14 protein-coding genes and 1 riboswitch are annotated in these 12,907 nt (G+C 72.8%); of the genes, 8 read left to right on the top strand and 6 right to left on the bottom strand.

The features are described 5' to 3' along the window. Positions 1-18 precede the first annotated feature (18 nt). Positions 19-1,026, top strand: a complete 1,008-nt coding sequence (locus AB0A61_RS25995) for an LLM class F420-dependent oxidoreductase (protein WP_361296783.1) — start codon at positions 19-21, stop codon at positions 1,024-1,026. Here the strand turns inward: AB0A61_RS25995 and AB0A61_RS25990 are convergent. After that, the gene (locus AB0A61_RS25990) at positions 1,023-1,595 is read right to left on the bottom strand and encodes a hypothetical protein (protein WP_361296780.1); all 573 of its coding nucleotides are present in this window, start codon (positions 1,593-1,595) and stop codon (positions 1,023-1,025) included. The genes AB0A61_RS25995 and AB0A61_RS25990 overlap by 4 nt on opposite strands. A gap of 163 nt (positions 1,596-1,758) precedes the next feature. On the opposite strand from AB0A61_RS25990, the gene AB0A61_RS25985 reads away from it, so the two are divergent. Continuing rightward, positions 1,759-2,052 carry a hypothetical protein gene (locus tag AB0A61_RS25985; RefSeq protein ID WP_361296777.1) on the top strand — a complete coding sequence of 98 codons (294 nt, stop codon included), beginning with the start codon at positions 1,759-1,761 and terminating at the stop codon, positions 2,050-2,052. A gap of 12 nt (positions 2,053-2,064) precedes the next feature. Here AB0A61_RS25985 and AB0A61_RS25980 read toward each other — a convergent pair whose 3' ends face one another. From AB0A61_RS25980 to AB0A61_RS25970, 3 genes are read right to left on the bottom strand one after another with little or no spacing between them, the layout of a single operon-like run. Further along, positions 2,065-3,135: a prenyltransferase/squalene oxidase repeat-containing protein gene (locus tag AB0A61_RS25980; RefSeq protein WP_361296774.1), complete on the bottom strand. Its 1,071-nt coding sequence runs from the start codon at positions 3,133-3,135 to the stop codon at positions 2,065-2,067. Beyond that, entirely contained in the window at positions 3,132-3,956 is an 825-nt protein-coding gene (locus tag AB0A61_RS25975; RefSeq protein ID WP_361296771.1) for a class I SAM-dependent methyltransferase, read from the bottom strand. The genes AB0A61_RS25980 and AB0A61_RS25975 overlap by 4 nt, the downstream gene beginning before the upstream one ends. After that, entirely contained in the window at positions 3,950-5,338 is a 1,389-nt protein-coding gene (locus AB0A61_RS25970) for a glycosyltransferase family 4 protein (RefSeq protein ID WP_361296768.1), read from the bottom strand. The genes AB0A61_RS25975 and AB0A61_RS25970 overlap by 7 nt, the downstream gene beginning before the upstream one ends. A gap of 218 nt (positions 5,339-5,556) precedes the next feature. On the opposite strand from AB0A61_RS25970, the gene AB0A61_RS25965 reads away from it, so the two are divergent. Together AB0A61_RS25965 and AB0A61_RS25960 are read left to right on the top strand one after the other, a co-directional pair. Beyond that, positions 5,557-6,246 (top strand): TetR family transcriptional regulator, encoded by a 690-nt coding sequence (locus AB0A61_RS25965; RefSeq protein WP_361296765.1) that lies wholly within the window; start codon positions 5,557-5,559, stop codon positions 6,244-6,246. A gap of 22 nt (positions 6,247-6,268) precedes the next feature. Beyond that, positions 6,269-6,446: riboswitch (TPP riboswitch) on the bottom strand. 109 nt (positions 6,447-6,555) lie between these two features. Next, positions 6,556-6,945 carry a signal peptidase I gene (locus AB0A61_RS25960; protein WP_361296763.1) on the top strand — a complete coding sequence of 130 codons (390 nt, stop codon included), beginning with the start codon at positions 6,556-6,558 and terminating at the stop codon, positions 6,943-6,945. A 6-nt stretch (positions 6,946-6,951) separates the two neighbouring features. On the opposite strand, the gene AB0A61_RS25955 is transcribed toward AB0A61_RS25960, so the two are convergent. Both AB0A61_RS25955 and AB0A61_RS25950 read right to left on the bottom strand, forming a co-directional pair. Next, complete coding sequence (locus AB0A61_RS25955; protein WP_361296760.1) at positions 6,952-7,185, bottom strand: ferredoxin; 234 nt, start codon at positions 7,183-7,185, stop codon at positions 6,952-6,954. Between the two features lie 45 nt (positions 7,186-7,230). Further along, positions 7,231-8,688: an aldehyde dehydrogenase gene (locus AB0A61_RS25950; protein ID WP_361296757.1), complete on the bottom strand. Its 1,458-nt coding sequence runs from the start codon at positions 8,686-8,688 to the stop codon at positions 7,231-7,233. A gap of 170 nt (positions 8,689-8,858) precedes the next feature. Here AB0A61_RS25950 and AB0A61_RS25945 point away from each other — a divergent pair, with 170 nt between their 5' ends. From AB0A61_RS25945 to AB0A61_RS25930, 4 genes are all read left to right on the top strand, one after another. Continuing rightward, positions 8,859-9,884: an MBL fold metallo-hydrolase gene (locus AB0A61_RS25945; protein WP_361296754.1), complete on the top strand. Its 1,026-nt coding sequence runs from the start codon at positions 8,859-8,861 to the stop codon at positions 9,882-9,884. 42 nt (positions 9,885-9,926) lie between these two features. Continuing rightward, on the top strand, positions 9,927-10,379 hold the full coding sequence (locus AB0A61_RS25940) for a nuclear transport factor 2 family protein (protein ID WP_361296752.1): 453 nt from the start codon (positions 9,927-9,929) through the stop codon (positions 10,377-10,379). Between the two features lie 335 nt (positions 10,380-10,714). Beyond that, entirely contained in the window at positions 10,715-11,944 is a 1,230-nt protein-coding gene (locus AB0A61_RS25935; RefSeq protein WP_361296749.1) for a prenyltransferase/squalene oxidase repeat-containing protein, read from the top strand. A gap of 29 nt (positions 11,945-11,973) precedes the next feature. Continuing rightward, positions 11,974-12,606 (top strand): SCO2322 family protein, encoded by a 633-nt coding sequence (locus tag AB0A61_RS25930; protein WP_361297060.1) that lies wholly within the window; start codon positions 11,974-11,976, stop codon positions 12,604-12,606. Positions 12,607-12,907: the final 301 nt, after the last annotated feature.

The following is a 12,907-nucleotide window of genomic DNA, read 5'->3' as shown; positions in this document are numbered from 1 at the left end:
CAGAAAGCTGGAGGCGACATGCGGCTCGGTCTGGCACTCGGCTACTGGGGGCGCGGCCCCGCCGCGGACCACGTGCCGCTGGCCCAGGAGGCCGAGCGGCTCGGCTACGACTCGGTGTGGACGGCCGAGTCCTGGGGCTCGGACGCCTTCACCCCACTCGCCTGGATCGCCGCCCACACCTCGAGGATCAAACTGGGCACGGCGGTCGCGCAGATGGCCGCGCGCTCGCCGACCACGACCGCGATGCACGCGCTGACGCTGGACCACCTGTCGGGCGGGCGCATGCTGCTGGGCCTCGGGCTGTCCGGGCCCCAGGTCGTGGAGGGCTGGTACGGGCGGCCGTTCCCCACGTCCCCGCTCACCGCCACCCGGGAGTACGTCGACGTCGTACGGCAGGTGCTGCGCCGTGAGGCGCCGGTGCGGCTGGACGGCCGTTTCCACGCGCACCCCTACCGGGGCCCGGACGCCACCGGTCTTGGCCGGCCGCTGAAGGCGATCACCCACCCCCTGCGCCGCGATCTGCCGGTCCTGCTCGGCGCGGAGGGCCCGAAGAACGTGGCGCAGACGACCCGCATCGCGGACGGCTGGCTCCCGCTGTACTGGTCGCCGAGCCGCCCGGAGGTGTACGGGCCGGCCCTGGCCTCCCTCTCCGCGGACTTCCTGGTGGCCCCCATGGCCCAGGCACGGGTCTGCGACGACGTGTCCGAGGGGCTGCTGCCGGTCAAGGCGATGCTCGGTTTCTACATCGGCGGCATGGGCCACGCGGCCCGCAACTTCCACGCCGACCTGATGACACGCATGGGCTACGAGGAGCAGGCGCGCCGGATCCAGCAGTTGTTCCTCTCCGGCCGCCGGGAGGAGGCCGTGCGCGCCGTCCCGGACGCCTTCGCCGACGAGATCTCCCTGGTCGGCCCGCGCGAACGCATCGCGGAGCGGCTGGAGTCGTGGCGCACGGGCCCGGTGACGGACCTGCTGGTCCTGGCACCGGACCCGCACACCCTGCGGGTACTGTCGGATTTGAACTAGGAGCCACCCCTGAGCTGGGAGGCCGAGGGCACCTGGTCCTTGACCGGGGCTCCCGCGCTGCTCCCGGCGCCCTTCACCTGGTTGATGACGTTGCTGAAGTCGTTCACCGCCGAGCCGTCACCCTGGCGGAGCCTGGCCGGCAGACTCTTCAGCGAATCGATGCCCGCGGTGAGCGGGGCCAGCGCCTTGGACAGCGTCGGGTCGCCCTGGGCGTTGCGCACGGCCGCCTTGAGCCGGTTGTACGCGAAGGTGCCGGCCAGACCCGCCTTGATCAGGGCCGTCCTGCGGCCGTCCGCGCCCTTCTTGAACTTGCCCTGCTGGTACGGCTTCACGATCCACTGGTAGACGGCCCCGGCCGCGAGCCCGGCGTTCGCCACGAAACGGGTCTTGGCGAAGCGCTGTTTCTCGGCGGACGCGCTGGGGCTGGGGGTCGGCGACGCGGTCGCGACGACGCCGGCGGGGGCGGTGCGCGGGCCGGCGGCCTGGCTGCCCGCCCAGGCGGTGGAGCCGGCCAGCAGGGCGCAGCAGACGGTGAGCGCCACGGCGAGGCGCCGTATAGGTACGGGCACGATGTCCTCCCGAGTGGGTGTACTCCGTGGTCCTTCCGTGGTTCTCCCGCCAGCGTCACTCCGGCCGGCCGACCTCGCCACTCGGGGCACTTGAGGTGCCCACCGGGTCACTCGCCGTGCGCGTTCCAGGTTTCAACCAGGATTCCGTGGCCAGACGGAAAGCATGTCCCCTCGATATCGCAGTGGTTCCAACTCCGCTGGCACGGTCATCGCGGTGGTCGCCGACGTCATGGCCGTCATCCTCGGACTCTGGATCCTGATGTATCTGCTGGACGCCAACCGGGCCAACGACCTGGTCCAGTTCGTCCATGACGCGGCCAACTGGCTGGCCGGTTGGTCCCGAGACCTCTTCACCTTCGACAAGGCCTGGGCCCGCGTGGTGGCCGGCTACGGCCTGGCGGCGGTGGTCTACCTCTTCGTCGGCCACGCCATCGCCAACCGCATCCACCGCAACTGACGGCCCCCGCCGTCAGGCGCAGCAGTCCGGGTCCAGCCCCCTGGGCAGCCGGTCCTGGGCGAACACCGTGCAGGTGGCCTCGTGGCCGCCGAGCGCGGCCACGGCCAGCAGCAGGGACCCGGCGGTCCAGCTGGTCAGCTCGCGTGGCCAGACGGCGTCGTCCTCGAAGACGTACCCCGTCCAGTACAGGCCGGTCTCCGGATCGCGCAGGTGCTGGATGGACTGCAGGACGTCCAGGGCGCGGTCGGACTCGCCCACCGCCCACAGGGTCAGGGCGAGTTCGGCCGACTCGCCGCCCGTCACCCAGGGGTTGGGCACCACGCACCGCACCCCGAGGCCGGGGACCACGAAGCGGTCCCACCCGTCCTCGATGCGGGCCTTGGCCTCCGTCCCGGTCAGCGCGCCGCCCAGCACCGGGTAGTACCAGTCCATCGAGTAGCGGTCCTTGTCCAGGAACCGCTCGGGATGCCTGCGGATGGCGTGCCGCAGCGCGCCCACCGCCAACTCCCAGTCCGGCTGCGGCTCCTCCCGCTGCTCGGCGATGGCCAGCGCGCAGCACAGCGCGTGGTGGATCGAGGAACACCCGGTCAGCAGCGCGTCGGCCGTGCCGGTGCCGTCGTCCTCCCGCTTCCAGCCGATCTGCCCGCCCGGCTGCTGCAGCCGCAGCACGAACTCGATCGCCGTGTACACCACCGGCCACATGCGGTCCAGGAACGTGTCGTCGCCCGTCGACAGGTAGTGGTGCCAGACCCCTACGGCCACGTAGGCGACGAAGTTGGTCTCCCGCCCCCGGTCGGTGACGTCGTCGTGGGCCCCGTCCGCGTAGGCCGCGTACCAGGACCCGTCCGGCCGCTGGTGCCGGGCCAGCCACGCGTACGCCCCCTCGGCCGCCTCGTGTTCGCCCGCCGCGTCCAGTGCCATCGCCGCCTCGACGTGGTCCCACGGGTCGAGGTGGTGCCCGCGGAACCACGGGATCGCTCCGTCCTCCCGCTGCACGGCGAGGATCCCGCGGACGGTCGCGGCAGCCTGCTCGGCGGTGAGGACCCCGGGCAGGACGAGGTGTTCTGTCCGGGGAGTGGTCACTTGGCGGCCGCCTCGGGCGTCTTGGAGGTCTTCGAAGTCTTCGATGTCTTGGCAGCCTTGGCAGCCTTGGCAGCCGCGGGGTTCCCGGCCACCCCGGGAAGGGCCGGCAGGTGCGGCTTCGTCGCGTACGCCACGAAGCTCTTGCCGATCAGCGGGTTCAGCGCCTGCTCGGCCACCCGCGTGGCCAGCGGCTTCTTCATGATGTCCCAGACCAGCAGCTTGTGGTACGCGCGCACCGGCAGCGCCTTGTCGTTGTCCACGCCGAACGCGCACTTCAGCCACCAGTACGGCGAGTGCAGCCCGTGCGCGTGGTGGGTGCCGTAGGGCTTCAGGCCCGCCTCACGCATCCTGGCGAGCAGTTCGTCCGCCTTGTAGATGCGGATGTGTCCGCCCTCGACCTCGTGGTAGGCGTCGGACAGGGCCCAGCACACCTTCTCCGGGCCGTAGCGCGGCACGGTGATCGCGATCCGCCCGCCGGGCTTCAACACCCGCACCATCTCGGCGAGTACGCCCTTGTCGTCGGGGATGTGCTCCATCACCTCGGAGATGATGACGACGTCGAAGGACTCGTCCGGGAAGGGCAGGGCCAGCGCGTCGCCCTCCATGGCCGTCGCGGTGGCTCCGGCCGGGGCCTCGCCCGCCTCCTTCATCGCCGCGAACCACTTGGCGACCTCGCGGATCTCCTCGCCGTTGCGGTCCAGGGCCACGACCCGCGCGCCGCGCCGGTAGCACTCGAACGCGTGCCGGCCGGCACCGCAGCCGAGGTCCAGGACGCGGTCGCCCGGGGCGAGCGGGAACCGGGAGAAGTCGACGGTCAGCACGTGGCCCTGCTTTCGGAATAGACGCCTTCGGGGTGGACCTCTTCCGCGGCCGCCGGGCGGCCGGGAGCCGTCGCCGCGAAGCGGCTCACGGCGATCGCCTCGCGGTAGCGGGCCACCGTACCCTCGGCGGCGCGGGCCCACGTGAAGTGGCGCAGCACGCGCTCACGGCCCGCCCGGCCCAGCCGCAGCCGCAACTCCGGGTCTCCCAGCAGCCGTCCCAGCCCGGCGGCCAACGCGCCGGCGTCCCCCGGTGGGACCGCGACGCACGTCTCCCCGTCACGCCCGGCGACCTCCGGGATCGCCCCGCCGGTGGTGGCGACCAGCGGCGTCCCCGTGGCCATCGCCTCGGCCGCCGGCAGGGAGAAGCCCTCGTACAGCGACGGCACGCAGGCGACCTCGGCCGAGCGGACCAGGTCGACCAGTTCGGTGTCCGAGATGCCCTTGACGAACTCGACGGCGCCCTCGAGGCCGTACCGCTCCACTGCCTGGGCGACCGGGCCTTCCGTGGGCCGCTTGCCCACGACGACGAGGTGCGCGCCGGGATGCTCGGTGCGCACCTTCGCCAGCGCCTCGACCAGGAAGACCAGGCCCTTGAGCGGCACGTCCGCGCTGGACGTCGTCACGATCCGGCCCGGCACCTGCGGCACCGACGGGTCGGGCGAGAACAGGTCGGTGTCCGCGCCGATGTGCACGACGTGGACGCGGTCCTGCCCCACGCCCAGGTGGCCGACGATCTCCTGCCGGGACGTGCCGGAGACGGTGAGTACGGACGGCAGGCGGCGGGCGACCCGCTTCTGCATCCGGGTGAAGGCGTACCAGCGCCGTACGCCCCACCGCCGCTGCCAGCCCTCGGCGGCGTCCAGTTCGAGCTGTCTGTCCACGGTGATGGGGTGGTGGATGGTCGTCACCAGCGGGGCGCCCACGTCCCCCAACAGGCCGTAACCCAGCGTCTGGTTGTCGTGCACCACGTCGAACTCGCCGCGGCGGGCGCGCAGATGGCGGCGGGCGCGCAGGGAGAAGGTGAGGGGCTCGGGGAAGCCGCCGGTCCACATGGTGGCGACTTCCAGTGCGTCGATCCAGTCGCGGTACTCGCCCCGCTTCGGGGTGCGGAAGGGGTCCGGCTGGCGGTAGAGGTCCAGGCTCGGCAGCTCGGTCAGGCTCTGGCGGTCGTAGCCCTCGTCGAGGACGGGGTACGGCTGGGCACCGATCACCTCGACCCGGTGGCCGAGGCGGGCCAGCTCGCGGGAGAGGTGGCGGACGTAGACGCCCTGGCCGCCGCAGAACGGGTTCCCCTTGTAGGTGAGGAGCGCGATGTTGAGCGGTCGCTCGCCGTCGGCTGCGTGGTCCTCCTGGGGACCCGCCTGACTGGCCTCAGCGGTCACTCTGGGCCCCCTTCTGCCTGCACTGTCCCGCGAGATTACGCCGGGACGCTAATCTAGAACAAGTTTCAGACTTGATCGTCCAGGAGGCTCTGAATCTACCGGCAGGTAGCCGAAGTGTGAGAAGTGGATCAGGTGATTCACGCCACGGCGGACGTCCTGCCATGCTGGGGATCGCCCCTGTCCACCGACCCCTCACCGACTGTCACGGAACGGGACCCATGCCTGCGCAAGCCAAGGTGGAAGCCAGTACCGCGCGAGCTGCCGGTGCCGCCGCGCGCCCCTCCCCCAAGCTCGCGACCTCGCGCCAGCACGGGGGACCCCCGTCACCGCCCCTCACCGAGCGGCAGGAGGCGCGCCGCCGCCGCATCCTGCACGCGAGCGCGCAGCTGGCCAGCCGGGGCGGCTTCGACGCGGTGCAGATGCGGGAGGTCGCGGAGTCCTCGCAGGTGGCCCTGGGCACGCTGTACCGCTACTTCCCGTCCAAGATCCACCTGCTGGTCGCCACGATGCAGGACCAGTTGGAGCACATGCACGGCACGCTGCGCAAGAAGCCGCCGGCCGGCGAGACGGCGGCCGAGCGGGTCGCGGAGACCCTGATGCGGGCCTTCCGGGCGCTGCAGCGTGAGCCGCACCTGGCCGACGCCATGGTGCGCGCCCTGACCTTCGCGGACCGCAGCGTGAGCCCCGAGGTCGACCAGGTCTCCCGCCAGACGACCGCGATCATCCTGGACGCGATGGGCCTGGACGACCCGACCCCCGAGCAGCTCTCGGCGGTCCGCGTGATCGAGCACACCTGGCACTCGGCCCTCATCACCTGGCTGTCGGGCCGCGCCTCCATCGCCCAGGTGAAGATCGACATCGAGACGGTGTGCCGGCTGATCGACCTGACGTCCCCGGACACCCCCTAGGACCGGCGGGCGGGCACAGCAAGGACCTACGAGACGGGTTCCCTTCGCCGGTATTGTCCGGATCAGGTAATGGGGGTCGCCTTCTGGTGCAACTACCACCTTCGGGCCTCTCAGCCCGACCGTCGACGTCGGCACCGGCGGATGCCCGTAAGCGTCTCGCCAGAGTCGGCTACTCCGGTCGAACTCCCTCACTCGCCTCGTAGGCCACTACCAGGATAAGACCGATTCTCCGGATAGAACCCCCCGAATCGGGAGATTTTTTTCGCCCCGCCCGGGGTGATCCGAACGGCACCCGTAGCGTTCGGGCCCATGGATGACAGCGTGTACGTGGGCAACGCGGGCCGGGACGCGGCTCTGGACCGGGGGTGGCTGCTCGGGCACTTCAAGGACAGCGGTGATCCCCGCCGGAGTGAGGCCGTGGAGATCAAGTGGGGTGTCCACCCCCGTGGCGAGGAGCGGGCGCAGTGGGTGCGGGGCGAGGAGCGGACCGCCCTCCTGGTTCTCGTCAGCGGCCGCTTCCGGGTCGAGCTCCCCGGCCGCAGCGTGCTGCTGGAACAGCAGGGCGACTACGTCGTCTGGGGCCGGGGAGTGGACCACTCCTGGGTCGCCGAGGAGGAGTCCGTGGTGCTGACCGTGCGGTGGCCCTCCGTTCCCGGCTACGCGGTGGGGCGGGAGGAGCGCACGGGTCCGGCCGCGTGAGGGCCCCTATTCCTCGGGCGGGAACACCGCCTCCCCGCTGCCCAGCAAAGTGATCACGATGGCCTCGACCGGGCAGTTCTCTGCCGCCTGGAGGATGCGCTCGTTGGCGTCGGTGTCCGGCTCGGACGGGTGGGACTGGCGGCCCGGGTCGAGGCGGAAGCCGTCGGGGGCACGGTGGACGCACTGGGCCGAACCGATGCACAGGGAGCGGTCGACCTCGACGTGCCAGCGGTCACCCACCCCCGGGCTCCCGGCTCCGCCCGGCCAGGCAGGACCCCCCATGGCTCACGCCTCCCAGCCCGCCGGGAGGTGGATCATCTTGTGTTCGAGGTACTCGCCGTAGCCCTCCGGCCCGAACTCCCGTCCCAGACCGGAGTTCTTGTAGCCGCCGAACGGACCGAGCATGTCCAGGCTGAAGGTGTTGACGCAGTAGGTGCCGGTACGGACCTGCCGGGCGACCTCGATGCCGTGCTCGACGTCGGCCGTCCACACGCTGCCGCTGAGTCCGTAGTCGGAGTCGTTGGCGATCCGCACGGCGTCGGACTCGTCGCCGTAGGGCAGCAGGCAGATCACCGGTCCGAAGATCTCCTCCCGGGCGATCCGCATGGAGTTGTCGACGCCGCCGAAGAGGGTGGGCTCGACGTACCAGCCGCGGTCCAGGCCCGGCGGACGCCCGCCGCCGGTCAGGATCTTCGCCCCCTCCTCCTGGCCGATACGGATGTAGTCGAGGCTGCGCTGCTGCTGCCGCCTGGCCACCAGCGGGCCGACCTGGGTCGCCGGGTCCAGCGGGTCGCCGACCACCAGCGCGCCCGCCGCCTCGGCGAAGGCGTCCGCGAACTCCTCGTAGCGCGAGCGCGGCACAAGGATGCGGGTCTGGGCCACACAGGCCTGCCCGTTGTTCATCCAGGCCGCCGGGACGATCCCCGCGACCGCCGCCGCGAGGTCCGCGTCGGGCAGCACCACCGCCGCCGACTTGCCGCCGAGCTCCAGCGTCACGCGGGTGAGGTTCCGCGCCGCGACCTCCATCACGCGCTTGCCGGCGGCGACCGACCCCGTGAAGGAGACCTTGTCGACACCCGGGTGCCCGACCAGGTACTCGCTCACCTCGCGCTCGGCCGGAAGGATCGACAGCACTCCCTCCGGCAGCCCGGCCTCGCGCGCGATCTCCCCGAGGAGGTACGCGTCCAGTGGCGACTCGGGCGACGGCTTGAGCACGACCGTGCACCCGGTGAGCAGCGCGGGAGCGAGCTTGGCCGCGGCGACGAACTGCGGGACGTTCCAGGGGGCGACGGCCGCGACGACCCCGACGGGCTCACGCCGCACGAGAATCCTGCCGAGCACGCCGTTGCGCTTCTGCTCGTGGGGGAAGTCCCGCGCCACGGCGATCGCCGCGTCCCACACCATCATCGCCCCGAGCGCCTGGGCGAGAACGCTCCAGGAGTACGGCGAGCCGTTCTCGGAGGAGATCACCCGGGCGATCTCCTCGTGCCGCGCGGCGATCGCGTCCTTGATCCGGGTGACGACCTCGATCCGCTCCTGAAGGCTCGCGCGCGGCCAGGGCCCCTCGTCGAAGGCGCGGCGCGCGACGGAGACGGCCCGGTCGACGTCCTGCCGCGAGGCGTGCGGTACCCGGCCGATGACCTCTTCCGTGTGCGGGGAGACCACCTCGATGACGCCCCTGCCCAGGGGGTCGGTCAACTCCCCGCCGATGAACAGCTGTCCGTGTTCCACGAGCTCGGTCATGGCCGACTGCCTCCCCGGGGACCTCGCGTCTGACGATCCATCAGACAGGGAACTGATACCAGCTCCACCCGGGGGAGTCCACGGATGCGACGAGGGACCGTCGGTCGACTCGGGCTCCTATGGAAACGTGTTCTAGTTATAGTGGCGGGGACGCGGCGATTGGGGAGCCCATGGCGCAGGTGTACGACCACGGTGGCGGCGTCCGTTCCCTCCGGGTCCCCATCCCGGACAACCCCCTCGGCCACACCCTCGTGTACGTCGTCGACACCGACCGCGGCCCGGTCCTGATCGACACCGGCTGGGACGACCCGGCCTCCTGGGACGCCCTCGCCGAGGGCCTGTCGGCATGCGGTACGTCCGTCGGCGAGCTCCACGGGGTGGTGATCACCCATCACCACCCCGACCACCACGGCCTGTCGGGCAGGGTGCGGGAGGCCTCCGGCGCCTGGATCGCCATGCACGCGGCCGACACGGCGATCGTGCGCCGCGCCCGCGAGACGCGCCCCGAGAGCTGGTTCTCGTACATGGCCGCCAAGCTCGTCGCCGCGGGCGCTCCCGAGGAGCACGTCGCACCCCTGCGCACTCCACGCACCCGGAGCCTCCCCGGTCTCTCCCCCGCCCTCCCCGACCGCGAGATCGTCCCCGGCGAACTCCTCGGCCTGCCCGGCCGCCGCCTGCGCGCGGTCTGGACACCGGGCCACACGCCGGGCCACGTCTGCCTGCACCTGGAGGAGGAGCACCCCGCCCGGCTGCCGGGCCGGGGCCGCCTGTTCTCGGGCGACCACCTGCTGCCCGGGATCACCCCGCACATCGGCCTGTACGAGGACCCCGACGACGCCACGGTGACCGACCCGCTCGGCGACTACCTGGACTCCGTGGAACGCGTCGGCCGCCTCGGTGCCGCCGAGGTACTCCCGGCCCACCAGCACGCCTTCACCGACGCGGCCGCGCGGGTACGGGAGTTGCTGGCACACCACGAGAAGCGGCTCATGGCCCTGCTCGCCCTCCTCGGCAACCCGCTGACCCCCTGGCAGCTCGCCGAGCGCATGGAGTGGAACCGGCCCTGGGACGACATCCCGTACGGCTCACGGCACATCGCCGTCTCCGAGGCCGAGGCCCATCTGCGCCGGCTGGTGAAACAGGGGCGGGCGGCGGCGGTTCCGGGGAGCGATCCCGTGGCGTACGTGGCGGCGTGATCCGGTCGTGCGTACGCCGCGGATCCTGGTACCAAGGAACCCATGGACCCCCTCGACCGGCTTCTCGCCGAGCGCGCCTGCGAGCGCGTCGTCCTCGACTTCGTCCACCGCCTCGACCTCGGCGAACCCGGCTCCGTCGCCGAACTGTTCACCGAGGACGGCACCTGGGCCTGGCCCGCGGGCGAGCGTCTGGTCACGGGCCGGGGCGCGCTGCGGGAGTACTTCGGCTCCCGCCCGGCCGACCGGCTCTCGCGCCGCCTGATGGCCAACGTCCTGGTCACGGCGACGTCCCCGGACACGGCCACCGCGACGTCGTACTTCACGACGTACCGTGTCGACGGCCACCGGGGCGGCATGGTCCCCGCCGGTCCCCCGACCCAGGTCGGCCACTACGAGGACACCTTCAGAAGAGTGCACGACACCTGGCTGATCGCCTCCCGCACCCTCTTCCTCCCCTTCGGCGGCCCGACGCCCCGGGCGCGGACCGGGGCGTGAGGCGGTGCTCACAGCCCCCTCCGGGGCCGCGCCTACCTGCCGGTAGAGTGGCCGGGTCGCCACACGCCCGTACGGGGGGAAGCCGGTGCAATTCCGGCGCTGACCCTTCCCCCAGCTCTCGACTTCGCTCGAGCAGGGGACACCCCTATCGTGAGCCGCCCTCCCGGGCGGCGAGCCGGACTGCCCCGCGCGGGAGCGTGACCGGCTCACGTGCGTCGGCAGCCCGCCGCCGCACGGCACCGTCGAGGTTCACGGAGCCGAGCCGCCGGGGTCTCCCGTGCTGCCCGGCTCCCGCGAACCGCGCACCGAACAGCACAGAGAGGCCCCCGCCGATCATGAACGTCCGCCGCAGCGCCGCGGCCCTGGCCGCCGTCGCCGTGATCGGCACCGCGGCCCCCGCCGTCGCCGCCCCTGCCTCGTCCCCGTCCCCGTCCCCGTCGACGGCGATACCCTCCGGCCTGTACGGCAGCACCGACCCCAAGTACGACGGCGTCTGGCGCCAGTCCCTCGCCCTGCTCGCCCAGCACACGGCGGGTGTGCGGCCGGCCGCCAAGGCGGTGGACTGGCTGGCCGGGCAGCAGTGCGCGAACGGCGCGTTCGGCGCCTTCCGCGCCGCGCCCGCCCGGCCCTGCGACGCCAAGGACGCCCCGGTCACCGTGGACACCAACAGCACGGCCGCCGCCGTGCAGGCCCTCGCCGCGCTCGGCGGTCACGACGCCGCGACCGGCCGGGCCGTGTCCTGGCTGAAGTCCGTGCAGAACAAGGACGGTGGCTGGGGTTACGCCGCCGGCGGGGCCAGCGACGCCAACTCCACGTCCGTCGTCATCGGCGCGCTGACCGCCGTGGGCGAGAAGCCGACGGCCGTCCTGAAGGACGGCAAGTCGCCCTACGACGCCCTGCTGAAGCTCGCCCTGCCGTGCTCCGACGACGGCGCCTTCGCCTACCAGCCCGACAAGAAGGGCAAGCTGGCCGCCAACGCGGACGCCACGGCGGCGGGCGTGGTCGGCGCACTGGGCCAGGGCATGGTGGCGCGGGCCGCGGGCAAGGCGGGCGGCGCCGCCCGCTGCACCGACTCCGCGAAGCCGACCCCGGAGCAGGCCGCGGCCAACGGGGCCTCGTACCTGGCCCAGGCGGTCGCGAAGGACGGCTACCTGACGTCCGTGCTCCCGGGTGCCACCAGCCAGCCCGACTACGGCAACACCGCCGACGCGGTCGTCGCGCTCGCCGCCCAGGGCGGGGCCGCGCAGGCGCAGAAGCCGCTGCAGTGGCTTGAGAAGCACTCCGAGGCCTGGGCGAAGGAGAGCGGTCCCGCCGCGTACGCCCAGCTGGTCTTCGCGGCCCACGCGACGGGCACCGACCCGCGCGACTTCGGCGGCATGGACCTGGTGAAGGCGCTCAACGCCACCGGGCCGGCCCCGCAGGCGGTGGCCGCGAAGCCGGCCGAACACAGCGACAAGAAGACCGGATCCGGCTTCGGCACCTGGTGGTTCGTCGGCGTCTGCCTGGTCGCCGGTATCGGCGCCGGCTTCCTGCTCAGCGGCCGCAAGAAGAGGCACCAGCCGTGACACGCCGCCGCACGCTCGCGTCCTGGCCCCTGGCCGCGGTCGTCCTGTCCGTCTTCTTCCTGGCGGCGGGCGTCACCGACGCGCAGGCCGTCGGCTACCGGTACTGGTCCTTCTGGGAGCGGACGGGCAGCCACTGGACGTACGCCACCGAGGGACCGTCGACGGCGCGTCCCTCCGACGGTGATGTGCAGGGGTTCCGCTTCGCGGTCAGCGAGGACTCGCAGGACGCGTCCAAGCCGCGCGGCAGCGCCGACTTCGCGACAATCTGCGCGAAGACACCGGCCCGGCAAGGCTCCAAGCGGGTGGCGCTGGTCCTCGACTTCGGCACCCGGGCGGACGCCCCGTCCGGCGAGACCCCGCCGGCACCGCGAACCGCCTGCGCGCGGGTTTCCGCCGACGCGACGACGGCCGAGGCACTGGCCGCGGTCGCCAAGCCACTGCGCTACGACACCAACGCCCTGCTCTGCGCGATCGCCGGGTACCCGCAGCGGGGGTGCGGCGAGCAGGTGGCGGCGGGGACGCGAACGACGGCGGCCCAGGCCACCGACAAGGGGAGCAAGCCGGACGGCGGGCCGTCGCTGGGGCTCCTCGCGGGCGGCGCGGCGGTGGCCGCCCTGGCCGCGGCCGCAGTCTGGCAGGCCCGGCGGCGCAGGAATGCGTAGCCGGGCGTTCTTGCCCGGCCGGGCGCTCGTGCATGCGTTCGCGCCTGGATGGGCGCTCGCACCTGGCCGGGCGCCCGTACCTGGCCGGGCGCTCGCACCTGGCCGGGCGTTCGCGCCTGGCCGGGCGTTCGCGCCTGGCCGGGCGTTCGCGCCCAGCCAAGCGCCCGTACCTGGCCGGGCGCCCGTACCCGGCCGGGCGCTCGCACCTGGCCGGGCGTTCGCGCCCAGCCAAGCGCCCGTACCTGGCCGGGCGCCCGTACCCGGCCGGGCGTTCGCGCCTGGCCGGGCGTTCGCGCCCAGC

Source organism: Streptomyces sp. NPDC046197 (assembly GCF_040646295.1).
Classification (GTDB): domain Bacteria; phylum Actinomycetota; class Actinomycetes; order Streptomycetales; family Streptomycetaceae; genus Streptomyces.
Note: the sequence above shows the minus strand (reverse complement) of the source record. Positions and strands in the feature narration are given on the sequence as shown.

What these genes read in the sequence shown, in the direction of transcription:
- AB0A61_RS25965 (WP_361296765.1), top strand. Translation starts at nt 5,557, where the DNA reads ATGCCTGCGCAAGCCAAGGTGGAAGCCAGTACCGCGCGAGCTGCCGGT.
- AB0A61_RS25935 (WP_361296749.1), top strand. Translation starts at nt 10,715, where the DNA reads ATGAACGTCCGCCGCAGCGCCGCGGCCCTGGCCGCCGTCGCCGTGATC.
- AB0A61_RS25950 (WP_361296757.1), bottom strand. Translation starts at nt 8,688, where the DNA reads ATGACCGAGCTCGTGGAACACGGACAGCTGTTCATCGGCGGGGAGTTG.
- AB0A61_RS25945 (WP_361296754.1), top strand. Translation starts at nt 8,859, where the DNA reads ATGGCGCAGGTGTACGACCACGGTGGCGGCGTCCGTTCCCTCCGGGTC.
- AB0A61_RS25960 (WP_361296763.1), top strand. Translation starts at nt 6,556, where the DNA reads ATGGATGACAGCGTGTACGTGGGCAACGCGGGCCGGGACGCGGCTCTG.
- AB0A61_RS25995 (WP_361296783.1), top strand. Translation starts at nt 19, where the DNA reads ATGCGGCTCGGTCTGGCACTCGGCTACTGGGGGCGCGGCCCCGCCGCG.
- AB0A61_RS25985 (WP_361296777.1), top strand. Translation starts at nt 1,759, where the DNA reads ATGTCCCCTCGATATCGCAGTGGTTCCAACTCCGCTGGCACGGTCATC.
- AB0A61_RS25940 (WP_361296752.1), top strand. Translation starts at nt 9,927, where the DNA reads ATGGACCCCCTCGACCGGCTTCTCGCCGAGCGCGCCTGCGAGCGCGTC.